19 protein-coding genes are annotated in these 22,583 nt (G+C 38.1%); 8 read left to right on the top strand and 11 right to left on the bottom strand.

Features of this window, described 5'->3' with window-relative positions:
* Positions 1 to 27: 27 nt before the first annotated feature.
* Positions 28 to 2,925, top strand: a complete 2,898-nt coding sequence (locus RMA95_RS07660; protein ID WP_311070059.1) for a valine--tRNA ligase — start codon at positions 28 to 30, stop codon at positions 2,923 to 2,925.
* Between the two features lie 129 nt (positions 2,926 to 3,054).
* On the opposite strand, the gene RMA95_RS07655 is transcribed toward RMA95_RS07660, so the two are convergent.
* The 3 genes from RMA95_RS07655 to RMA95_RS07645 form a co-directional block, all read right to left on the bottom strand.
* Positions 3,055 to 3,657 (bottom strand): hypothetical protein, encoded by a 603-nt coding sequence (locus tag RMA95_RS07655; protein WP_311070058.1) that lies wholly within the window; start codon positions 3,655 to 3,657, stop codon positions 3,055 to 3,057.
* Positions 3,658 to 3,839: 182 nt separating this feature from the next.
* Positions 3,840 to 4,856 (bottom strand): molecular chaperone DnaJ, encoded by a 1,017-nt coding sequence (locus RMA95_RS07650; RefSeq protein ID WP_311070057.1) that lies wholly within the window; start codon positions 4,854 to 4,856, stop codon positions 3,840 to 3,842.
* A gap of 96 nt (positions 4,857 to 4,952) precedes the next feature.
* Entirely contained in the window at positions 4,953 to 5,858 is a 906-nt protein-coding gene (locus RMA95_RS07645) for an AEC family transporter (protein ID WP_311070056.1), read from the bottom strand.
* Positions 5,859 to 5,975: 117 nt separating this feature from the next.
* On the opposite strand from RMA95_RS07645, the gene RMA95_RS07640 reads away from it, so the two are divergent.
* The 3 genes from RMA95_RS07640 (at position 5,976) to RMA95_RS07630 (ending at position 9,307) form a co-directional block, all read left to right on the top strand.
* The gene (locus RMA95_RS07640) at positions 5,976 to 6,860 is read left to right on the top strand and encodes a LysR family transcriptional regulator (RefSeq protein ID WP_311070055.1); all 885 of its coding nucleotides are present in this window, start codon (positions 5,976 to 5,978) and stop codon (positions 6,858 to 6,860) included.
* Between the two features lie 302 nt (positions 6,861 to 7,162).
* On the top strand, positions 7,163 to 8,350 hold the full coding sequence (locus RMA95_RS07635; protein ID WP_311070054.1) for an ammonium transporter: 1,188 nt from the start codon (positions 7,163 to 7,165) through the stop codon (positions 8,348 to 8,350).
* A 258-nt stretch (positions 8,351 to 8,608) separates the two neighbouring features.
* Positions 8,609 to 9,307, top strand: a complete 699-nt coding sequence (locus RMA95_RS07630) for a phosphatase PAP2 family protein (protein WP_311070053.1) — start codon at positions 8,609 to 8,611, stop codon at positions 9,305 to 9,307.
* On the opposite strand, the gene RMA95_RS07625 is transcribed toward RMA95_RS07630, so the two are convergent.
* From RMA95_RS07625 to RMA95_RS07605, 5 genes are all read right to left on the bottom strand, one after another.
* Positions 9,304 to 10,638, bottom strand: a complete 1,335-nt coding sequence (locus tag RMA95_RS07625; protein WP_311070071.1) for an ATP-binding protein — start codon at positions 10,636 to 10,638, stop codon at positions 9,304 to 9,306. The genes RMA95_RS07630 and RMA95_RS07625 overlap by 4 nt on opposite strands.
* 25 nt (positions 10,639 to 10,663) lie before the next feature.
* Positions 10,664 to 11,338, bottom strand: a complete 675-nt coding sequence (locus RMA95_RS07620) for a DNA-binding response regulator PmrA (RefSeq protein WP_004746055.1) — start codon at positions 11,336 to 11,338, stop codon at positions 10,664 to 10,666.
* 14 nt (positions 11,339 to 11,352) lie between these two features.
* Positions 11,353 to 13,002, bottom strand: a complete 1,650-nt coding sequence (locus tag RMA95_RS07615; RefSeq protein ID WP_311070052.1) for a phosphoethanolamine--lipid A transferase — start codon at positions 13,000 to 13,002, stop codon at positions 11,353 to 11,355.
* A 185-nt stretch (positions 13,003 to 13,187) separates the two neighbouring features.
* Positions 13,188 to 14,492: a DcaP family trimeric outer membrane transporter gene (locus RMA95_RS07610; RefSeq protein ID WP_311070051.1), complete on the bottom strand. Its 1,305-nt coding sequence runs from the start codon at positions 14,490 to 14,492 to the stop codon at positions 13,188 to 13,190.
* A 542-nt stretch (positions 14,493 to 15,034) separates the two neighbouring features.
* Positions 15,035 to 16,282, bottom strand: a complete 1,248-nt coding sequence (locus tag RMA95_RS07605; protein ID WP_311070050.1) for an MFS transporter — start codon at positions 16,280 to 16,282, stop codon at positions 15,035 to 15,037.
* Between the two features lie 127 nt (positions 16,283 to 16,409).
* On the opposite strand from RMA95_RS07605, the gene RMA95_RS07600 reads away from it, so the two are divergent.
* The 4 genes from RMA95_RS07600 (at position 16,410) to RMA95_RS07585 (ending at position 19,471) form a co-directional block, all read left to right on the top strand.
* Positions 16,410 to 17,036, top strand: coding sequence for a lysophospholipid acyltransferase family protein (locus RMA95_RS07600; protein ID WP_311070049.1), 627 nt, complete (start codon positions 16,410 to 16,412; stop codon positions 17,034 to 17,036).
* A gap of 67 nt (positions 17,037 to 17,103) precedes the next feature.
* Positions 17,104 to 18,021, top strand: coding sequence for a patatin-like phospholipase family protein (locus tag RMA95_RS07595; protein ID WP_016805260.1), 918 nt, complete (start codon positions 17,104 to 17,106; stop codon positions 18,019 to 18,021).
* A 105-nt stretch (positions 18,022 to 18,126) separates the two neighbouring features.
* Positions 18,127 to 18,588, top strand: coding sequence for an NfeD family protein (locus tag RMA95_RS07590; RefSeq protein WP_311070048.1), 462 nt, complete (start codon positions 18,127 to 18,129; stop codon positions 18,586 to 18,588).
* A gap of 28 nt (positions 18,589 to 18,616) precedes the next feature.
* Positions 18,617 to 19,471 carry a stomatin-like protein gene (locus tag RMA95_RS07585; RefSeq protein ID WP_311070047.1) on the top strand — a complete coding sequence of 285 codons (855 nt, stop codon included), beginning with the start codon at positions 18,617 to 18,619 and terminating at the stop codon, positions 19,469 to 19,471.
* Positions 19,472 to 19,540: 69 nt separating this feature from the next.
* Here RMA95_RS07585 and RMA95_RS07580 read toward each other — a convergent pair whose 3' ends face one another.
* The 3 genes from RMA95_RS07580 to prpF all read right to left on the bottom strand — a co-directional run bounded on the left by RMA95_RS07580 (position 19,541) and on the right by prpF (position 22,228).
* On the bottom strand, positions 19,541 to 19,909 hold the full coding sequence (locus RMA95_RS07580; protein WP_134263134.1) for an MmcQ/YjbR family DNA-binding protein: 369 nt from the start codon (positions 19,907 to 19,909) through the stop codon (positions 19,541 to 19,543).
* 59 nt (positions 19,910 to 19,968) lie between these two features.
* Complete coding sequence (locus tag RMA95_RS07575) at positions 19,969 to 20,880, bottom strand: polyprenyl synthetase family protein (RefSeq protein ID WP_019457213.1); 912 nt, start codon at positions 20,878 to 20,880, stop codon at positions 19,969 to 19,971.
* A gap of 160 nt (positions 20,881 to 21,040) precedes the next feature.
* A complete protein-coding gene (gene prpF / locus RMA95_RS07570; protein WP_311070046.1) occupies positions 21,041 to 22,228 on the bottom strand; it encodes a 2-methylaconitate cis-trans isomerase PrpF in 1,188 nt (395 codons plus the stop codon).
* Between the last annotated feature and the right edge of the window lie 355 nt (positions 22,229 to 22,583).

Below are 22,583 nucleotides of genomic sequence, written 5' to 3'. Positions count from 1 at the left end.
TTTTATGCATATTCGATCTAAGCTACTATGACTGACGCTCAAACCGCTCAAAATATTGCAACCACATACGATCCAACCGAGATCGAAAAGAAGTGGTACAAAACGTGGGAAGAACAAGGTTACTTCAAACCTTCTGGTCACGGTGAATCATTCTGTATCATGATTCCACCACCAAACGTCACTGGTAGTTTGCACATGGGCCATGGCTTTAACAATGCCATTATGGATGCCCTCACCCGTTATAACCGCATGATGGGTAAAAATACTTTGTGGCAACCAGGTACTGACCATGCTGGTATTGCAACTCAAATGGTTGTTGAGCGTCAACTTGGCTTACAAGGTGTAACTCGTCACGACTTAGGCCGTGAAAAGTTCATCGAAAAAGTTTGGGAATGGAAAGAACAATCCGGCGGCACAATTACCAAACAAATCCGTCGTTTAGGTTCATCTGTAGACTGGTCACGTGAACGCTTCACGATGGACGAAGGTCTATCAAACGCAGTTAAAGAAGTATTCGTTCGTTTGCACGAAGACGGTTTAATTTACCGCGGTAAGCGCCTTGTAAACTGGGACCCTAAACTTCAAACAGCACTTTCTGACCTTGAGGTAGAAAGCAAAGAAGAAAAAGGTTCGCTTTGGCACTTTAAATATTTCTTTGAAGACAAATCAGTTAAAACTCAAGATGGCAAAGACTATTTAGTCGTTGCAACAACTCGTCCTGAAACTTTACTTGGTGATACTGCGGTTGCTGTTCATCCTGAAGATGAGCGTTATGCACACCTTGTTGGTAAAAACATTGTATTGCCAATTACGGGTCGTTTAATTCCGATCGTTGCCGACGATTACGTTGAAAAAGACTTCGGTACTGGCTGTGTAAAAATTACCCCTGCTCATGACTTCAATGACTATGACCTAGGTAAACGCAATAGCTTGCCTATCATTAATATCTTCAACAAAAACGCCGAAGTTTTAGGTGAGTTTGAATATATTGCAAAAGCTGGCGAACAAATTTCTAAAACTATTACTGCACCTGCGGAATATGCTGGTTTAGAGCGTTTTGAAGCACGTAAAAAATTAGTTGCTCAAGCTGAAGCTGAAGGCTGGTTAGATCAAATCCAACCGTATGATTTGAAAGCTCCACGTGGCGACCGTTCAGGCGTAATCATTGAGCCATTACTTACTGACCAATGGTACGTGAAAATTGCCCCGCTTGCTGAGCCTGCAATTGAAGCAGTTCAAGATGGTCGCATTAAGTTTGTTCCAGAACAGTACAGCAACATGTACATGGCGTGGATGCGTGACATTCAAGACTGGTGTATTTCACGTCAGCTTTGGTGGGGTCACCGTATTCCAGCTTGGTACGATGCAAATGGCAACATCTATGTTGGTCGTAACGAAGAAGAAGTACGTGCGAAAAACAACATCGCTGCTGACGTTGAACTTAAACAAGACGAAGATGTTCTTGATACATGGTTCTCATCTGCACTTTGGACATTCTCAACATTAGGTTGGACTGGCGACGCACAAAAAGATGCAGCAAATGATTTCTTAAAAACCTTCCACCCAACAGATGTGTTGGTGACTGGTTTTGACATCATTTTCTTCTGGGTTGCCCGCATGATCATGATGACCCTACACTTCATGAAAAATGAAGATGGTTCATCGCAAGTTCCATTTAAGACTGTTTACGTTCACGGCTTGGTACGTGATGGTGAAGGTCAAAAAATGTCGAAGTCTAAAGGTAACGTACTTGACCCATTAGACTTGATTGACGGTATTGATTTAGAAAGCTTAGTTGCAAAACGTACAACTGGCCTAATGAACCCGAAAGATGCTGCGAAGATTGAAAAATCTACGCGCAAAGAGTTCCCAGAAGGCATTAATGCTTATGGTACTGATGCAGTACGTTTCACGTTCTGTGCACTTGCAAACACTGGTCGTGACATCAAGTTCGATTTAAAACGTGTTGAAGGCTACCGTAACTTCTGTAACAAAATTTGGAACGCAACTCGTTTCGTTCTGATGAATGTTGAAGGTCAAACTGTTGGTCAAGAAGCACGCCCTGACCTTTGGGAACTTCCAGAACAATGGATTATGAGTCGTCTGCAAAAAGCTGAAGCTGCTGTACATCAAGCGTTTGCAACGTATCGTTTAGACCTTGCTGCTCAAGCGATTTACGACTTTATCTGGAATGAATACTGTGACTGGTACGTTGAGTTAACTAAACCAGTTCTGAACGATGCAGAAGTTTCAGAAGAGCGTAAAGCTGAAGTACGCCGTGTATTGCTTGCAGTGATGGAAGCTTCATTACGTTTGGCTCATCCATTAATGCCATATTTGACAGAAGAAATCTGGCAAACGCTTGCACCAATGCTTGGTCAAGGCGGCCCAACGATTATGACTGCTCAATACCCTATTCCTGAGCAAGCAAAAATCAATGAACAAGCTGAAGCAGATATGCAATGGCTTCAAGGTTTGATTGGTGCAGTACGTAACATTCGCGGTGAGTTAGGCTTAGGTAATGCGCGCTTGTTGCCAGTATTACTTCAAAACACATCTGATGCTGAACGTGAACAAATCATTCGTATTGAAGCATTGTTCAAAGCATTGGCTAAAGTTGAAAGCATTGAGTTCTTGAATAAAGACCAAGAACCACCTTTATCTTGCTCTAGCGTTGTTAGCCATGCATCGGTATTTGTACCAATGAAAGGTTTAATTGACCCTAAAGCTGAGCTTGCTCGTTTGCAAAAAGATTTGGATAAAATCCAAAAGCAACACGACCAAATCGCGGGCAAACTTGCAAATGAAGGCTTTGTTTCTAAAGCACCAGCAGCCGTAGTTGAAGGTGAAAAAGCGAAGCTTGCTGAGTTTGCTGCTCAGTTAGGGAAAGTTAAGGCGAATATGGAGCAGATTGCTGCGCTTTAATACAGTAGTTTGATTCAAAAAATCCCCTCTTAGTGAGGGGATTTTTGTTGGAAATAATTACAACTCAGTTCAGAAAGACATATATTTTCAAGCTTTGATATAACCTATTAATTTAATGTCTTAAAAATATCAATCAATTTTATACACACTAAATAATAGTTTTCCATTTGCAGAGATTGCCCAATATAAGTGATCATTTTTCTGACTTTCTTCTAAAATAATGAATTTATTTTGCTGGCAAACTTGTTCAACTAAACCAATATTTTTTTCTGAACCATACACATTAAAAGAATCATGTCTTTCAAAATCATCATGATCCCTTAGCAATTCAGGTGGTTGAACATAATGAATGTTGGAGTTAAATGTTTTCCAACGTTTTTTTATAGTTGGCTTAATACATTCAACTGTTGAATAGGTAATTTTCTTCTGGCCTTGCAACTGCTTTTTAGATAAAAAATTTACTTTAGTTTTATTATCTAAGGGATAGACTACAATCCAATAACCATCGTCAGATGAATCTAGCCTTTGATAAAAAAATATTGATTTTTTCAGATTAGGAAAGATTTTATGATCATATAAAATACTATTTTTCAATCTTTTATTATTCAAACTCTCTTCAAAAAAATTATCCGCCATACATACTAAAAAAATTATTACAATTAAAAAACTTACAATTGAAATAAAGACATAAATTACTAACATTAAAATTATACTTAAAAAATTTTTTAGCATAAAAACTCAACTTCAAAACTAGAAAAGGCCCCATAGGCCTAATTTCTTACAGCTATATTAAATAGCCCCCAATTTTTTAAAATTCCCCAAATCATCACTACTAATCTCACAGCACCATATAAATTCTGAAAGTTAATTATTGGTGTTATTAATTAATAATTTTAGAGAGTTTGCCAAAGAAACTAAAGCATCCTATGCCCCAACAACATCTCTATTCCACTCACTTTTTTCATATGCTTTAAACGTTCCTTTTCCCACTTCACCTGCTGCTTTAGCTCAGCACAGTCAGCATCTACAGTTTTATAAACATCACTAATGTGTACATGCTCTGCTTTTACATTCTTGGCTAACTGAAAAGAGTCCAAAATCTCAGCAATTTGACTTTCAAGCTGCTGACTTTGTGCATCTAAAGCAAGTTTATAAAACCGCAACTGCTCAGCAGTTAGTTCTTTAGCGCCTAGCCCTTTATTCTGTTCAAGCTGTAACTGGAGTTTGAGTAAATAAAATAAATCCTGCTTTTCATAGGCCTGACTTGCTTGTTGGAACAACTCAGTTTTTTCCTGTTTCTTTGTTTCATCTTGCTCACGGTCTGGGTGAATCATCGCGGCAATTTTTAAATAAACTGTTTTGAGTGACTGCGCTGCCATTTGCTCAGCTTGTTCACGTTTCTGTTGCTGTCTTTGATGTTTGGCTTGTTCACGCGCTTGTTGTTGCTCAGCAGCATACTGTTCAAAGTCTTCTTCTAACTGTGAACTTTGCTCAGCACTTTCTTCATATTCAGATTTTATTGACTGAGCTTTTTTATTCTTTTTTGCCGATTCCGCTGCATGTTGCTGATAAAAAGTATCAATCTGCTTCACTAACTCTAACTGTTCAGCAGACAGCATTTTGGAGCGCTTCAACATTTGTGCAAGCTGGGCAATTTTTTCATCCAGTTGTTGCATGTCTGCTTTGGAAAACTCATGGCTATGCAACATATTCCAAAGTTGTTCTAACTGCTGAAATAGCACTGTATGTAAATCGTTATATACAGGCATCAGTTTTTGCCGAATGTGCTGTTGAATCTCGGCTTGCACATTTTGCCATGTGCTTAGGCTAACTTTTTGCTGTTCTATTTTATCAATCAGGCGATTCAGTTTTTTCTGCTGTGCAGACGGTTCAGACCTTTGCTGCAAGCTCACTTTGAGATCAAAGGACATACTCATCCACCTGAAAAAGAAAAAAGTGTAGCAATAATCAGATGAGGAAGGTAGCCAAGCATTCCTTAAATATGAGTCAAACTAAAGATTTATATCTTAAGAAATCCACCAAATCACTAATGGCAAAGTCACGGCGGCGCATAAAGTTTGAAAGCTAATCACGGCTGCCATAAGCTGACTATCACCACCCAAAACCTTAGTTAAAATATATGATGCGGAAGCAGTCGGTAACGCAAAGAAAATGACTAAAATTTTTGTTTGCAAGCTTGGTAAATCAAACCACATGCAGACCATATAAGCCAAAGCAGGCACAGCTAAAAGACGCACAAATGTATCTGCTGCCAATACCACAATGTCTTTTTTCATTTGCATAAACTGTAAAGCTGCGCCAACACATAACAAACCTAGTGGCAAACTCGATGCTGAAAAAAGCTTAATAAACTGAGTAAAGCCTTCCCAAATTGGGATATGAAGCGCATTGACTACTGCTCCGACCACACATGATGCAATTAAAGGGTTTTTAAGAAGTGCAATCAAAACAGGTTTAATTGCCATATGTTCTTTAGAGGTTAGAGCAAGCACCGAAATAACGTTTACCAGTGGAATGCAAAGTGCCAATAAAATTGCCAGAATTGCCATTCCTTCACTTTTAAAAAGTGAAGTCACTAAAGCCAAACCAATATAGGTATTAAAGCGAACCATACTTTGTACATGCACACCAAAACGTGCAGGCGGTATGTGCCAAAATATTCGGAGTATGTATAAAAAGGCAGTTACTGCCAAAACCACATTCAACATCGCAATAATGGCTGTACTTAAGCTTTGTAAGTCAATTTTTGCGGTCGATAACGTACTAAAAAGCAAAGCTGGAAATAAAATATAGTAATTAAGCTTCTCTGCCCCAGCCCAAAACTCATCGCTAAAAAAACGATATTTTTTAAATAAGTATCCCGATGCAATTAGTGCAACTAAAGGAAAAAGAGATAAAACAATACTATTCATTTCTTTACTCGAGTTTTGTTGAGGCTTGCTGTTTTTAGCAATGACCTTGGCTTACTCATATATTAAAGATAATGAAAACTCATGATAAAATGAGTTTTTACTCATAGTAAATACAACATGACATTTACCCAGCTTGAAATTTTCGCACTCATTGCTGAACTAAAAAGCTTTACGGCTACAGCAGAAAAGCTGGGAATTTCACAGTCGGCTGTTTCCCATGCGCTTAAAGCATTAGAACAACAATGGGGCATTAACCTCATTTCAAGGACCCAAAGCGATATTGAGCTCACCACTACAGGTCAGCAGTTATTGACCCATGTAAAAGAGTTATTGAGTATTTCCGATACCTTAGAAAAAGAAGTGGCTGCCATCCACGGTTTAAATGAAGGCACATTACGTATTGGTTCTTTTGGAGCTTCATCTTCTATTTATCTATTGCCTGAAATTTTAGAAAGCTTTCGGCAACGCTATCCTAAAATTGAAATTTATATTGATGAAGGTGAAGATAAAGAAGTTGCTCAGTGGTTATTGGAACGGCGCATAGAGGTTGGTTTTTTGATTATGCCAGATGAGCGTTTTGATACATTCCCATTAATTGAAGATCGTTTTGTTGCATTAATTCCTAGTCACTACCCGCTCGCACAACAACTCTATATTGATCCAGCACAACTAGAAAACTGCCCTTTCATTATGACAATGGCAGGTAGTCGTCATCAGGTAGAATTAATTTTAAAAAACTTTAATGTGAAACCAGACATTAAATTTTATGTTTCACAAATTTTAAGTATCGTGAGTATGGTTCATAACCAGTTAGGGATTTCGATTGTGTCTGATATGGTGATCACCAAAGAGTTACTCTCACTCTATCCCAATGTAGTTAAGCGCCCTTTTAAACCGAACCTTAAACGCTCTATTGGCCTTGCCGTAAAAAATAAGAAGCACATCAGTCCAGCCGTAAAAGCATTTATAGAAGTTGCTCAAAAGGTTTGGTCTGATCATTAATTAAATATAGATACTTTTTAAAAATTTAATAATGATCTCTTTCAGGTCGATTTATCAACATATTAGATGACTTGTAACGTAAAAAGCGCCCTTATCGCCCTATCTTGAATAAATAAACGCACCATTTATCGCCAAAATCCTCTATTTCAATCCAAATTGGTGCGCTTATTGCATATTCACTTTTATGCAATTGAGTTTGTTTCGACAAACTTAGGTTTTTAGATTCCTTAAATCTATTTTGGTGCAATTTACAGACCCAGATTTGTTCCAAAATGGAATTTAGCACTTTTTTCGAGCATGCTATGCAAAATGTAGATCTGTTTTTCTTATTACTTGGTGCAGTTTTGGTTCTTGCCATGCACGCAGGTTTTGCATTCTTGGAACTTGGTACAGTTCGCCACAAAAATCAGGTGAACGCGCTTAGTAAAATTCTGACTGACTTTGCCCTTTCTGCAATCGCTTATTTCTTTGTTGGCTACTACATTTCGTATGGCCAGCATTTCTTCCATGATGGTACAGCTCTAGCAAGTGATCATGGCTACAACTTAATGCGTTGCTTCTTTTTACTGACGTTTGCTGCGGCAATTCCTGCCATTATTTCTGGCGGTATTGCAGAACGCGCAAAAATGCGTTCACAAGCGATTGCCACACTCGCATTGGTTGCGCTGGTTTATCCGTTCTTCGAGGGAATGGTCTGGAATGGCAACTACGGTCTGCAAAAATGGTTAGAAACAACTTTTGGCGCAGCTTTTCATGACTTTGCGGGTTCAGTCGTAGTACATGCTATGGGTGGTTGGATTGCACTTGCTGCCGTGATTTTATTGGGTGCACGTTCTGGTCGTTATAAGAAAGATGGCCGTGTAAGTGCTCATCCGCCATCTTCTATTCCATTTTTAGCGCTCGGTTCATGGATTTTAATTGTAGGTTGGTTTGGCTTTAATGTGATGAGTGCACAGCGTGTTGATGCTATTTCTGGTCTGGTTGCAATTAACTCACTCATGGCTATGGTCGGCGGAACCATTACAGCAAATGCGATTGGGAAAAATGACCCTGGTTTCTTACATAATGGACCACTTGCAGGCTTAGTTGCAATCTGTGCGGGTTCTGACATTGTTCATCCAGTAAGTGCGCTGGTTATTGGTGGTGCAGCTGGTGCAATGTTCGTGTACCTATTTACCTACACACAAAACAAGCTCAAAGTAGATGATGTGCTGGGTGTATGGCCTTTACACGGCGTATGCGGCGCATTTGGTGGTATTGCAGTGGGGTTGTTTGGTCAAAAATGGCTGGGTGGTTTAGGCGGCGTATCTTTTGCCTCACAGCTCATCGGGACCGCTCTAGCGATTGCGATTGCACTTGCTGGTGGCTTTATTGTTTACGGCATACTTAAAGCAACTATTGGTATTCGTTTATCTCAAGAAGATGAGTTTAGAGGTGCAGATTTATCTATTCATAAAATCTCTGCCAACTCTGAAGAAGGTATGTTTTAATACAGCGATTATGAAGCAGGGTTTAAATATCCTGCTTCTGATTGCCTAATATAAATAAAATTTTTTGAATAAAAATAGTTATTCTTGATTAAAAAGCGTACTTTTAAGTCTTTATACAATCAGATTAAAATATTGAAAAATATATTAATTTAAATATTACTTTAAGATTTATAAACGAAATCTTGTTTAGTTTAAGAACAATTTAAGTTTTATTTTATGTAATGCCTCAATTCACGCTTAAATTGATGTTACAACACAATGAATCAACAAAAACATTTCTTTCAGCTTCAACTCATTTTTCTTGCTGTCAGTTTTTTTATACTTTTATTTGTATTTCCAGTGGGTGGAAAAATTGATATGTACCTCATCCAACCTTGGATTGATTCAACAGGTCAATTTTTTAATCGAGAAAATTGGTATCTCGAAAAGCTTAATCATCAAATCGTAAAAGATATTATTACTGCGGTTTATGTTATGTTTTTTGGTCTCTGGCTTGCTTCATTTAAAGTAGAAAAACTAAAAATATATCGCTGGCAATACGGCTATATGTTTTTTGTCAGTATGATTGGTAGCGGTATTGTGGGTTTATTAAAATCACAATCTGCTCATGCCTGCCCTTGGAATATGGTTCATCCTAACAGCTTAGGTGGCTATATTTGGGACTTTACTGCGAAACATGGTCATTGTTTTCCAGGTGGTCATGCTAGCGCTGGTTTTATTATCATGACTGGTTATTTTGTTTATCGTCTTGAACAACCTAAACGTGCTTACTTTTATTTATTCTCAGGCATTTTATTGGGTTTTATGATGGGTTGGGCACAAATGATGCGAGGAGCACATTTCCTAAGTCATAATTTATGGACAGGTTGGGTTGTTTGGGCAGTCAATATTTTATTTTACGCGATTTGTATTCATCGCTTTGAATTTGAGAAACAATTAAAACAAGAGCTTAGTTAAGCTCTTGTTTCATGCAAATGTAAAACTTTAGGTAACTTCACTAAGACTGAAAGACCACCAAGTTCTAAACTCTTGTCGAGAGTTAAAGTTCCACCAAGTCTTTGAGTGGCACGGTCTACAATTGATAAACCTAAACCACTTCCCACTTCTAAATGATGGTGCACTCGATAAAAACGTTTAAGTACCTTATCGTAATTTTCAGGATCTATACCTGCACCACTATCTTCGATTTGAATACACGCATAATTATCTGGGTCGGTATAAACTGAAATATTAATAACGCCCTGATGCGGTGTGTATTTAATTGCATTATCAATTAAGTTAAAAATGATCGAATGTACAGTAGGTTCAATACTATGCATCTCGACAGGGTCGTTTCTAACAAAGCCTAAATCAATTTCTTTTTGCATGGCTAAATTAACCAACTGCTCAACGCAATTTAAAGCCACATCGTTAAGCTGAAAATAGCCTGTAGGTTCAACCATACTAAGCGTTACGTCTTGCTTTGCTAATGCCAAAAGCTGTGTAACTAGATGCTGAATACGTGCCAATCCCTTGCTTAAGTTGTGCAACGACTCATGTTCAGGGAACTGACTTAGCAAAATCTTGGTTTGTAAGTTCAATGCAGTAACAGGTGTTCGTAGTTCATGAGCAGCATCTGCAATAAATTGCTTCTGTTCATTTTGTGCTTTAGAAATACGGTCAAACAGGCGGTTCATTTCATCAATGGTAGGTAAAAGCTCCTGAGGATAATCATGCACCTCAATCGGTGTTAACTCTTCAGAATCTCGTTCCATTAACTCATTTTTAAAGTCATCTATTGGTTTTAAACCACGACTAATAATAGCGGCCAAGGCAAATATCGCAAAAGGTAAAATGATTAGATAAGGAATGAACATACTGCCCGCAAGCTCCCACGCGAAAGCTTCACGAACCCGCTCTTGTTGACTGACCTGAATTTGATAGTCTTTTAACGGTAAAACATATGTTCGGACTACACCTTCAGCGGTTTTATGTGAATAAAAACCAGCTTGTTGAACAGGAGGAACCAGTAAGTGAAGATGATGAGATAAATTCGCTTGGTCTTTGTAAGCCCAGATATCTAAAAATAAATCTTCTTCGTGGTAAGTTCGATGTAAATCAAACTTACTACTCACTGTTTTTAAAGGATACTCTGCTGTTCTTTCCGCTAAATACTGCATTTGAGTATCTAGAATTTCATCGACTTCCTGAAGTGCAACTTTATAAGCACTAAAAATTAAGATACAACCTAAGACGACACTAAAAATTGAGGTGCCCCAGAGTAATCGCTTTTTTAATGAATAATGCACGTTCATAAAGTCCCGAATTCTTAAATTATGATTGCCCTAGACGGTAACCTAACCCTCGAATAGTTCGAATAAAGTCTTTACCTAGTTTGGCTCTCAAATGGTGAACATATACTTCAATCGTGTTGCTAGTCACATCACTATCAAAGTCATATAACTTATCTTCCAAGTTAGCCTTCGAGAAAATTTTATTCGGATGACTCATAAGCGGAATCAAAATTGCCCACTCACGATTCGATAAATCAATACGCTGCCCTTTAAAGGTTGCAATATGCTGTTCAACATTTAAAACCAGATCACCACTTTGTAATAGTTGATCTTGGCTCGCAAGTTGAGCCTCTACTCCACTACGGCGCAATAATGCGTGAATGCGAGCAAGTAACTCATCAAACTCATATGGCTTAATTAAGTAATCATCTGCACCCAGATTCAAACCGTCAACACGGTTTTGCAACTGGTCACGCGCAGAGATAATTAAGACAGGCGTTGCTGCTCTTTGACGGATTTGCTTTAAAACTTGCATACCATCCATCATTGGCAATCCCAAATCCAAAAGAATGAGATCAAACTTATTCTTTGCCAGTTGGGCCAAACCATCTAAACCATTATTGACCCATTCCACCTCAAATTGATGATATTGCAGCAACGTAGTCGTTGATTCTGCAATCATAAAATCATCTTCAATCATCAAGATTTTTGTCATGTTCTAGGCTCGCTTTAGTTTACATTGGCACAAGAGTGCAACATGTCCAGTTGAGGGTTGATGACTTGGGTTTTTACATCCAACATACTTAACAAGCTTGGGAATAAATTATCCTGACTTAACTTTTGTTTAATTTGTTGATTTAAACAATTTACTTGAGCAAGATTATGTTGTTTCCAGCCATCTGAGAACCACATAATCATTGGGATATGTGTTTGTTGGCTTGGTGCAATTGAGTAAGGTGAACCATGCAAATACATACCATGTTCGCCTGTTGACTCACCATGGTCAGATAAATACCAGAAACCAGTTTGATAATTTGATACTTCTTTTAAAATATTAATCATTTGGCTTAATACATGGTCAGTATAGACGATTGTATTATCATAACTATTTATCAGCTCGGCTGGTGAACAACCCTGTATCGCATTAGTATCACAAGTTGGTTTAAATGGTTGATATTTCTCAGGTGCACGCTTGTAATATGCTGGCCCATGACTACCCATCTGATGTAATACAACTAAACGTGGACGCTTATCATCTTTCGGAATAGAAGCCAAATATTGCTTTAAGCTATCAATCAGAATGTCATCAAGACATTCATCATCTTTACACCATTTTTGCTTTAAATCTTCTGGAATCTGATATTGTTCAACGCGATCACATGCGCCTTTACACCCCGAGTTATTATCAATCCAAGTGACTTGATAGCCTGCACGTTTTGCAATATCAAGTAATCCTTCACGATGACTCGCTAATTGCTCATCATAATCAGCACGTGGCATACCAGAGAACATACATGGCACAGAAACCGCTGTTGCAGTACCACATGAACTCACTTGAGAGAAGTTTAAAATATTTTGTTTAGAAAGCTCTGGGTTTGTATTTTTTGCATAACCATTCAGTGAGAAACTTTCTGCACGTGCAGTTTCGCCCACCACAAGTACCATGAGTTTAGGTAAATCTTTTTGAGTTTGCTGGACTTGATGAGCATCTTCACCATACTTCACAAGAGGAAGATTTTTCTTAGGTGCTTTTTTACGATAATAAGACATGACCGAAGAAATGGTGTTCTGAGGAGAAATCATCCCTTTCAAGTCACGATGCTCCCTAAATATTGCTGCAAAATCAACATAGTAAGCAAACAACAATCCGCCCACAACGGCAAATGCAAGGGCGATTGAAAGGACTTTTTTAAGCAAAAGCGGAAGTATTTTTTCTGATTTAAGTTTTACCTGAGTAATCAAAAATATAGGTAAAACAACAAAGAAAATCGTCCAGAGTCCAAAACGTAAAGATAGTAAATCTGTGGCTTCTGCGACATCTGTTTGAGCAATATTTTGAATCTGGTCAGGTGAAATAATGACACCTAAAGTATTTACAAAATACGAGCTAAATCCACCAATGAATACCAACAAAATGGCAAAAATTTTGGCTGTCCATTTCCAGTTTAAAATTTGTAAAGCTGCATAATAGGTAGCAACAACAATCACTACAGTAGCGGCTAAGAATAAGGTTGCTTTTATACCTAAATATGGTGTTAACAGGTGAACTTTCTTATAAAAACCAATATTTAGAATTGCTCCTAACCAAATGGCTATAATGACGTTGAACATAAACAGGGAAATCTGCTTATTTCTTAATTTAGAAAAAAAACTCAGCATCTCTGGTTACTACGACCTTTTTTTATGATCTTCTAATGTAAAAATTGAAACTTAAAAATGACTTAAATAATAGAATGATCGGTATAAACCATTTTTAATGGGCTTAGTGTTATTTAACTTAAGTACAAATAAAAAGTCGAGGTTAACTTGAACCTCGACTTTTTCAGATGAAAAACTATGAGAGATTAGAAGCTATATTTAGCCATTAAACCAATACGGTTATCTTTGTAATCATTACCAGCAAACGTTTCACGTTTACCATTAACATATTCAAGACCTAAATCAATTGGTTTAACAGGCGTATAGATGAAGTTGATCCACGCTTGTTGAACTTTTTCATTACCAGCTGTATATGCTTTTGCATAATCAGTGCCATCATCAGCAAATTCTGCACCGTACGCTAAAGTAGTACGTAAGTTAGGTAAGATTTTATAAGTACCACCTACTTGTACAGCGACAAATTTATTTTGCTCGATATTGTTATTTACTAAAGTATAGGCAGCGTTACTACCGTATAAATAGCTGCTATCACCAACTACATATGAAACATCAGCAAAAAGCTTTAAAGGATCAGAAACTTTGAAGTCTGTACCTGCAGCAATACCCCAACCAGTTTTATTATCATCACCAAGTGATGATTTATAATTTTCAACTAAAGCACGAGCTGATGCAGAACCTTTACCCCCTGCATAACCTTGAGTGATTTTAGCAGTTAATGCAGGTAAGCTATATTTAATGCTATCGCCTGTTGCCGCAGAGGTACTATCACCTTTTTCAGCAGAAACAAACACTTGTGTAGTTGGACCTAACTTGTAGCCATAACGCACTTGAGGCACACGTTTCGTACCACCACCAACGTTTGTCGAGAAATCGATCATTTCTGGTGCATGAGTTGACAAGAAGTTAGATGTCGTTTGACCAAATAACCAGTCGTTATACGTTAAGTAAGCATGTCGAATACGCAATGAGCCATTTGAATCTGTTGTTGAACCAGCAAAATCAACTTCGAGCTTACCGCCTACTTTAGCATCGCCAACAGGTGTATTAAAGTCTAAACCAAGACGTGTAGTTTTAGCAGTCGAACGTAATTTATCTTTTGTTTTACCATCAGTCTTACTAACGTCAGCAAAGTCGTTATCCGCACCTTCGATAATGTAGTTAGCATCACCACGAACAAAACCATAAAGGTTCACATCAGCACCAGCTTTAGATTTAAAACCTGCTAATGGAGAAGCTGGCGCAGCAACAGGCTGAGGCTGTGCTTTAACTTCAGCTAACTGTACTTGCTGTTGTTGCTGTACTTGTTGCTGTTGCTGTTGAACTTGGCGCTGTTCTTTAACTAATGCTTTTAAAGCTTCAACTTCTTGACGAAGTTTTTGAATTTCCTCTTTTTCAGAGGTTGCCGCATTTGCCCCACTCATCATTAAAGCTGTTACTGTAATAGCTAAACTTTTAACAACAAACGATTTACGATTAAGGAATAGATCCATCAAAAACTCCTAAAAATATATTTTATGTTGCTTGTCCATGCCAAGTTGATTCGTGTGACCATTGAGCACAAAAAAACCAACTATCCTCCAAATTTGATTGCATTAATTTTATTACCGCAATCAAAACCAATTTTAACGCTGGGTAAGATTAAAATTCCCAAATCAAAAGAATTAAAATAGACTTTTGTTTACAGAACTTTTACCTTGACTTCATGTTGTAACGAATCCTACACAACTCTCTTATCTTATAGAATGATTAAATCATTATTTCATTATTCTTTTTTAGACTTTAGGCTAATATACAATCTAATTAAAGATTCTTTTGCTGTCCTGATGGTTTCACATGATTTTTCTTGTTATTCGCATCCCTTTTTCTCCTTCTAGCTTCCATTTGCTACCCAAACAAGATGGCACAATTAATAAGCCATTTGAATAGCTAAAAATATACATTTTCAAAAGAATGACTAAAGGTACAAGTACAATTTTTCAGCATGACTTAACCTGATTTAAGTCTCTTTATTTCATCAACTTAATGTCATTTTTTATACAGTCTTTGTACCTTTCCATATGTACATGGGAATTAAAAAGAGTACTCCGACACTGACAATACATATCAAATAATAGTAATAACCAAGCGCATCTCCAATAACACCACTCAAGGTATAAAGACCACCACTTACTGTCGCCATGACCGAAACTTGGAAAGTAAAATCAGTGCCTGCGTAGTTCTTTCGGCTGTAATGCATGACTAAGGTTAACATTACAACGAGTAGCATGGCGGCAAAGGCATCTTCTAAAGCATTTATAGTATAAATAAGCCATGCATTTATTTTTATCTTTTGCTCATAAGCATAGGCCAAGTAAACATACGCACCTAAACTCATGATTTTTAATATTGAAAAACTAATTAATGTATTTGGTCTAGAAAAATACTTTAATACCCATCCTGCAATAAATGCTCCCACTAAAGCAGCTACAGCGCCTAGCATAGTGATGTAAACACCTATTTGGGTAAAACTTAGTCCCATATCCACCATTAAAGGTTTGAGTAAAGGCCCAGCTAAGCCATCTGCCACTTTAAAAGTAATGAGTACCATTAACCAAGAACGAAGTTCTTTATTTTGAGAAAAATAACTCAAATAAGCCTTAATTTTTGTGACTAAATTTGGCTGGCTAGGTTCATTAATAGAATGAGAATTATGAAGAGGTTCTTTAAATAGTAAAACTGGTAGAGTATTGATAAAGACTAAAACAGCTAGTAATAAAAATGTCGGCTGCCATGATAACCAGTCTAGACACCACAGCACAGCTCCCCCACCCACGATAAAACCAAGCCGAGAACCTACCACTTGAAAAGTATTTCCCCAGTGCTGCTGATCATGTTGCAATAAATTGACAGCTAAAGCATCGGTCGCAATATCTTGCGTTGCACCCGTTAAGTTCATAAATAACAGAGCAATAAAAAACGTAAATAAATAAACAGGCTGATCTAAAGCCTGAATCGGGAAAAAAGATAAAATACAAAGTACACCCACCGTCAAAAGCTGGGTAGGTAAAATCCAGCTACGATAGTGTCCTAAGCGTGAAATCGCATGTCGATCGACCCACGGTGCCCAAAATATTTTGATTGACCAAGGCAACATGAGCAACCCAAAACCACCAATATGGGCAAGTGATACACCTTGAGCTCTTAATATTACAGGCAAAGCATGGGTCATAAACCCCACAGGTAAGCCTTGTGCCCAATATAAGGAAAATAGCAAAAGATAAAGATTTTGCTGTCGGAACATATATACCTACTTTTATTTCTTTATGCGGTAATAACATGAAATACCATGCGTGGCCTTACATTTTGCCAATGAAGCACAGATTTCAAAAGATTAAGATAAAGCAAAGGATGATTTAAAACTCAAAAATATGGAACAACATTTTCCCAATCTACCGTCTCAGGTTCCTCAACGTGGTAATGCTTTAAGTCGAGCATTATTTAAGAAACTTTTTTTGGCTCAAGGATGGACCATAGAAGGTGAAGTTCCCAACTTTCCTAAAGCAGTAGCCATTATTTCTCCCCATACATCTAATATTGATGGTTGGTATGGTTTCTTGGCTATTTTTGGACTCGGTATTCAAATTACGGTGTTGGGTAAAGATAGTTTATTTAAGCCACCGTTTAAACGCGCTCTAGACTGGGCAGGTGTTATTCCTGTAAAACGTGACTCAGCCAATGGACTGACGGAACAAGTTGTTGCCACGATTCAGCACTATGACAAAATCTGGATTGGCATGGCGCCTGAAGGCACACGTAAGAAAGCAAAAAAAATGAAGAGTGGCTTTTACCATATTGCTGCAAAAGCCAATATTCCGATTGTGATGTTTTCTTTTGATTATGATCGCAAGACTATTCATTGCTTAGGCTATTTAATACCTAGTGGAAACTATGAGGAAGATCTCGCCAAGATTTTTGACCGCTATAAAGGAAAAATATCACCCAAAAATCGTAATTGGCTTGCGGAACCTTTACAAAATCTTGTGAAAAAAACCTAGCAAAAATTAAACGAATCTGGTCTGATGGGCCATCTTAATTTATCTTGCCATAGATTGTTTTTTAAAGATGAAAATTGCTCAATTTGCCAGTATCGGATTTATCTCTTTAGCCTTATTCGGCTGTGATAAATTCAGCAAAACACCAACACCGACCACTTCAGTTAAAGCACGCGAACCAGTAATCGCACTTGCCTTAGGTGGCGGTGGAGCAAAAGGATTTTCACATATTGGTGTTATCAAGGTTTTAGAATCACATGGTATTAAACCTAAAATTGTTACAGGTACAAGTGCCGGCAGTTTTGTAGGAAGTATCTACGCCAGCGGACAAACACCTTATCAGCTCCAAAATCTTGCACTTAAATTGCAAGAATCTGATATTCGTGATTTAACGCTTAATCGCCAAGGTATTATTCTTGGGCAAAAGCTACAGGACTACGTGAACCGTAATGTGGGTAACAAGCCTATTGAGAAATTCCCAATTCGTTTTGCAGCAGTAGCAACCCGTCTTGATAATGGTCAAAAAGCTGACTTTATTAAAGGTAATGCAGGTCAAGCTGTACGGGCGTCTTGTAGTATTCCAAACGTATTTGTACCTGCCACTATTGGTAATCAAAAATACGTAGATGGTGGTTTAGTGAGCCCAATTCCTGTAAAAACAGCACGTGATATGGGTGCAGATATTGTGATTGCGGTTGATATTTCAGCGCGTCCAGCAGGTAATCGCCCAGCCAATATGTGGGGTTTACTTGATCAAACCATTAATATTATGGGGCAACAAAGTATTAATGAAGAGTTAAAGCAAGCCAATGTAGTGATCCAGCCTAAAGTTGGGCACTTAGGTACACTCGATTTAAAATCAAGCAATGAAGCTATTTTAGAAGGTGAAAAAGCTGCTCAAGCACAAATACGTCAAGTTGAAACTGCAATTGCGAATTTCAAAAAATCACCAGCCGCATTTAAGCCAGCACCACGTCCTAAATTTTAATTGAGGTGGTTTTTTTCTATCCACACTTACCATCATCTGCTACAGTGGTAAAAGTGATATGAGATCACTTTTACCCATCATAAAGATATATAAAAGAGCAGATCTATGGAGTTTGTTGTAGAACCTTGGCACTGGTTTGTATTGGGTATCTTACTTATTCTTTCTGAGCTGATTATCCCTGCCTTTGCCGCTCTCTGGTTTGGTATTGCAGCCATTATGGTTTGCTTTCTCTATTGGCTATTTCCAGATATTAGCCTGACAACACAAATTGTATTGTGGATTATTTTATCGGTGCTATGCACTATTCTTTGGTTCAAATTTATTAAACCATTGTCGATTGATAAAACTAAAGCGGGCTTACCTCGTGAAGCCACCATTGGGCAAATTGGTATGGTGATTCAAACCGAACTCGCTCATGACCAAATTATTGTTCGTTTCCCTATGCCTATTTTAGGGGCCGATGAATGGAACTGTCGAAGCATCACCCCTGTGAAAGTCGGTGATCGGGTTCGAGTCATTGATATTTCGGGTAATGACTTAATTGTTCAGCCCCACAGTACTTCATAAACATTAAAGATAAAGAGAGGTTATTTTCATGCCAGTTGGTACCATTATTGTTTTAGCCTTTTTGGCTTTTGTTGCAATCACCATTTTTAAAGGGGTACGTATTGTTCCTCAAGGTTATAAATGGATTGTTCAGCGTTTAGGGAAATATCATTCTACGCTTAATCCGGGGCTTAACTTTGTTATTCCTTATATTGATGACGTAGCTTATAAAGTCACTACTAAAGATATTGTGCTTGATATTCCGTCTCAAGAAGTGATTACCCGTGATAATGCTGTATTGCTTATGAATGCAGTAGCGTATATCAATTTGACTACTCCAGAAAAAGCTGTATACGGTATTGAAAACTATACATGGGCCATTCAAAACCTTGTACAGACTTCATTACGTTCTATTGTTGGTGAAATGGATCTAGATGATGCTTTATCTTCACGAGATCACATTAAAGCAAAGCTCAAAGCTGCGATCTCTGATGATATTTCAGATTGGGGCATTACCTTAAAAACAGTCGAAATTCAGGATATTCAACCGTCTCATACCATGCAAGCTGCCATGGAAGAGCAAGCTGCCGCAGAACGTCAACGTCGTGCTGCTGTTACTAAAGCCGATGGTGAAAAACAGGCTGCTATTTTAAGTGCAGAAGGTCGTTTAGAAGCGTCTCGCCGTGATGCAGAAGCTCAAGTTGTTTTAGCTGAAGCCTCTCAACGTGCAATTGAAATGGTGACCAGTGCAGTTGGCGATAAAGAGATTCCGGTTGCTTACCTTTTGGGTGAACAATATGTAAAAGCAATGCAAGAGATGGCAAAATCAAGCAATGCCAAAACTGTTGTGTTACCTGCCGATGTTTTAAATACAATTCGTGGCATTATGGGAAAGCATAATTAATTTAATTGCTTCAAATAAGTCATTGAAATAAAAACGGCGATCATCAGGTCGCCATTTTTATATTAAGTATTATTGGTTGTTTAATCTTTTTTGATCTTTCAACGGTAGCTTTTTTACAACCAAGTCATAAGAATCGCGAATCAAATCTTGAAGTAAATCACGTGTTAAGTTTTTATGCGGAGTAATAGAGATCCAGTGTTTTTTATTCATGTGATACCCTGGAATAATAAATGAATAAAGCTCCTGATATTCCTGACTTTTATATGGGTCACATTTAACAGTAATCATTTTTGTGCCCGTTCCTTCCCCTACTAACAAAAACACCTTTTCTAAAATTTTAAAGACGTCGCATTCTGGACCAAAGGGTTGGCTTTGCTCACTAAAAGGAAGATTACGCGCAATCTCTATCGCGACTTGGTGGAGCTGATCACCATTCATTCTTATCTCCTTTATTCACTAAATATGAATATAAGCAGGATTATTAATTTAATTTTTTATTAGTTGGTACGAGCTAAAAGGAATTGTGAAATCTCAACTAACTCTTTTGCATTTTCACCAAAATGCGCTAAAGCCTCAAAAGCTTGGTCATGCAACTCTTTTGCATAAACCTGTGCTTGCTCAAGTCCCATTAAAGCAGGATAAGTCGACTTTTGTACTTGTTCATCCTTACCCGCAGTTTTACCTAAAGTTTCAGTACTTGAGGTAATATCTAAAATATCGTCTTGTACCTGAAAAGCCAGTCCAATCGCTTGTCCATACTGGCGCAATTTTGGAATCGCTTGATCTGTTCCAGAGAAAAGTGTCACTGCCCCCATCATAATAGCCGCCTGAATAAGCGCTCCCGTTTTATTACGATGGATATTTTCTAGTTCATCTTGAGAAATTTGTTTAGCTTCAGCTTGTAGGTCTAACACCTGTCCACAAACCATTTTAGAGCTGGCTGTTGCTAAAATTTGAATTTGCTTTAATACAATTGCAGCATCGGTACCCTGCCCTTGTTCATCAAACAAACGGCTACCTAAAACCTCAAAAGCCATTGATTGTAAAATATCGCCTGCAAGTAAAGCGGTATCTTCACCAAATGCTACATGACACGTTGGCTGACCACGACGAAGCAAGTCATTGTCCATACAAGGCAAGTCATCATGCGCTAGCGAGTAACAATGAATAAGTTCAACTGCAACTGCAGCACGACGAGCAGCAGCAAAATTTGGATTATCTTGTAAAGAAGCTGTGGCGTAACACAAAGCCGGACGAACACGTTTTCCACCTAGCATAACGGCATGGTGTACTGCGCTTTTTAAAGGTTCAGGAATTGAAAATGCAGCGAGTGTTGTCAATAAATCTTGTTGAATACGTTGTTGAGCTTGTTTTAAAACATCCGCATTAACTTGAGAGAGTGATGACACAGTCGCCTCGTAAAATCAGTAGAGAAATTTTATTAAATGTTATGAAACATTCGTGTACTACATCATACACGATTCGCTGTAAAAAGTGCGTGATGTGTTATGGATGCCACATGCAAAAGAGCCTCTCTATAGTAGAGAGGCTCTTTCATTTAAATAACTTTTAGAAACTGTCGCCCGGAACTCGAACCCAGCCTTCCATTAAGACACGTGCACTACGGCTCATAATGGCTTTTTTCACCACCCATTGGCCATTTGTAAGTTCAGCTTGAGCACCAACACGTAATGTTCCAGATGGATGTCCAAAACGTACTGCTTCACGCTCTCCACCACCAGCTGCTAAATTTACCAATGTGCCCGGAATAGCAGCAGCAGTACTAATTGCTACAGCTGCTGTACCCATCATGGCATGATGAAGTTTACCCATCGACAAAGCACGAACCAGTAAGTCGACATCGTTTTCTGAAACGGACTTACCACTAGATGCCGTGTAGTTTTTCGGTTTAGAAACAAAAGCAATTTTTGGTGTGTGCTGACGCGCAGCTGCTTCTGAAATATCTTTAATTAATCCCATCTGAACTGCACCATATGCACGGATTTTTTCAAAACGTGCCAGTGCTGCTGCATCACCATTAATATGATCTTGCAGCTCCGTACCTTGGTATCCTAAATCTTCTGCATTTAAGAAAATGGTTGGAATACCAGCGTTAATAAATGTTGCTTGAAAACTGCCAATCTCAGGTACATCTAGTTGGTCGACCACATTTCCTGTCGGGAACATGTCACCGCCCTCTTCACCATCATCGGCTGGGTCTAAAAACTCAATTTGAACTTCAGCAGCAGGGAAAGTCACTCCATCCAGTTCGAAGTCACCAGTTTCTTGAACTTGACCATTGGTGATAGGTACATGGGCAATAATGGTTTTTTGAATATTTTTTTGCCAAATTCGAACAGTACAGAGGCCATTTTCTGGAATACGATCTGCATCAACCAAACCATTTGAAATCGCAAATGAGCCAACTGCAGCAGTTAAATTACCGCAATTACCACTCCAGTCCACGAAAGGCTGATCTATTGAAACCTGTCCAAATAAATAGTCTACATCGTGATCTGGCTGGGTGCTTTTAGCCAAAATAACAGTTTTACTGGTACTTGAAGTCGCTCCACCCATTCCATCAATTTGCTTTCCATAAGGATCTGGGCTACCAATGACACGTAGTAAGAGTTGATCTCTTGCTTGACCTGCCACCTGAGCTCTTTCCGGCAAATCATCAAGTTTAAAAAATACACCTTTACTGGTTCCACCACGCATGTAAGTTGCTGGAATTTTAATTTGCGGTACTGAGCTCATATCAACTGTTATCCTTACTATTGTGTTTTTATATCTCGAAACAAACAGACTTGTTTAGTCATTCGCTTCATCTTAAATCGTTTTGTGATCTAGAGATAGCGTTATGCTTTTATACATCAATCGTATTGACGCAGACTTATTTTGAGAATTTAGATTCATGCTCGCAATGACCGAATTAAGCAAAATCATGAAAAAAAGAGTCTATCAAAAAATATATTTTTAGAATATTTTTCAATCATTTTTGCATTATTAAAAGCAAGTTAATGATTTTAAATATTTTTTAGTGTTACTTTTCAGTCACCGCTTGTTAATTTGTAGTCTAGGCTAAAATAAATCCATCTATTAGAATAATTTA

Source organism: Acinetobacter sp. V110_1, from assembly GCF_031798975.1.
GTDB lineage: Bacteria > Pseudomonadota > Gammaproteobacteria > Pseudomonadales > Moraxellaceae > Acinetobacter > Acinetobacter nosocomialis_A.
The sequence above is the reverse complement of the archived record's forward strand: the minus strand, read 5'-3'. Positions and strand labels throughout refer to the sequence as shown.

Bases quoted from the DNA above. Each gene is read 5' to 3' on its own strand.
- RMA95_RS07660 (WP_311070059.1), top strand. From the start codon at position 28: ATGACTGACGCTCAAACCGCTCAAAATATTGCAACCACATACGATCCA.
- RMA95_RS07655 (WP_311070058.1), bottom strand. From the start codon at position 3,657: ATGCTAAAAAATTTTTTAAGTATAATTTTAATGTTAGTAATTTATGTC.
- RMA95_RS07650 (WP_311070057.1), bottom strand. From the start codon at position 4,856: ATGTCCTTTGATCTCAAAGTGAGCTTGCAGCAAAGGTCTGAACCGTCT.
- RMA95_RS07645 (WP_311070056.1), bottom strand. From the start codon at position 5,858: ATGAATAGTATTGTTTTATCTCTTTTTCCTTTAGTTGCACTAATTGCA.
- RMA95_RS07640 (WP_311070055.1), top strand. From the start codon at position 5,976: ATGACATTTACCCAGCTTGAAATTTTCGCACTCATTGCTGAACTAAAA.
- RMA95_RS07635 (WP_311070054.1), top strand. From the start codon at position 7,163: ATGCAAAATGTAGATCTGTTTTTCTTATTACTTGGTGCAGTTTTGGTT.
- RMA95_RS07630 (WP_311070053.1), top strand. From the start codon at position 8,609: ATGAATCAACAAAAACATTTCTTTCAGCTTCAACTCATTTTTCTTGCT.
- RMA95_RS07620 (WP_004746055.1), bottom strand. From the start codon at position 11,338: ATGACAAAAATCTTGATGATTGAAGATGATTTTATGATTGCAGAATCA.
- RMA95_RS07615 (WP_311070052.1), bottom strand. From the start codon at position 13,002: ATGCTGAGTTTTTTTTCTAAATTAAGAAATAAGCAGATTTCCCTGTTT.
- RMA95_RS07610 (WP_311070051.1), bottom strand. From the start codon at position 14,492: ATGGATCTATTCCTTAATCGTAAATCGTTTGTTGTTAAAAGTTTAGCT.
- RMA95_RS07605 (WP_311070050.1), bottom strand. From the start codon at position 16,282: ATGTTCCGACAGCAAAATCTTTATCTTTTGCTATTTTCCTTATATTGG.
- RMA95_RS07600 (WP_311070049.1), top strand. From the start codon at position 16,410: ATGGAACAACATTTTCCCAATCTACCGTCTCAGGTTCCTCAACGTGGT.
- RMA95_RS07595 (WP_016805260.1), top strand. From the start codon at position 17,104: ATGAAAATTGCTCAATTTGCCAGTATCGGATTTATCTCTTTAGCCTTA.
- RMA95_RS07590 (WP_311070048.1), top strand. From the start codon at position 18,127: ATGGAGTTTGTTGTAGAACCTTGGCACTGGTTTGTATTGGGTATCTTA.
- RMA95_RS07585 (WP_311070047.1), top strand. From the start codon at position 18,617: ATGCCAGTTGGTACCATTATTGTTTTAGCCTTTTTGGCTTTTGTTGCA.
- RMA95_RS07580 (WP_134263134.1), bottom strand. From the start codon at position 19,909: ATGAATGGTGATCAGCTCCACCAAGTCGCGATAGAGATTGCGCGTAAT.
- prpF (WP_311070046.1), bottom strand. From the start codon at position 22,228: ATGAGCTCAGTACCGCAAATTAAAATTCCAGCAACTTACATGCGTGGT.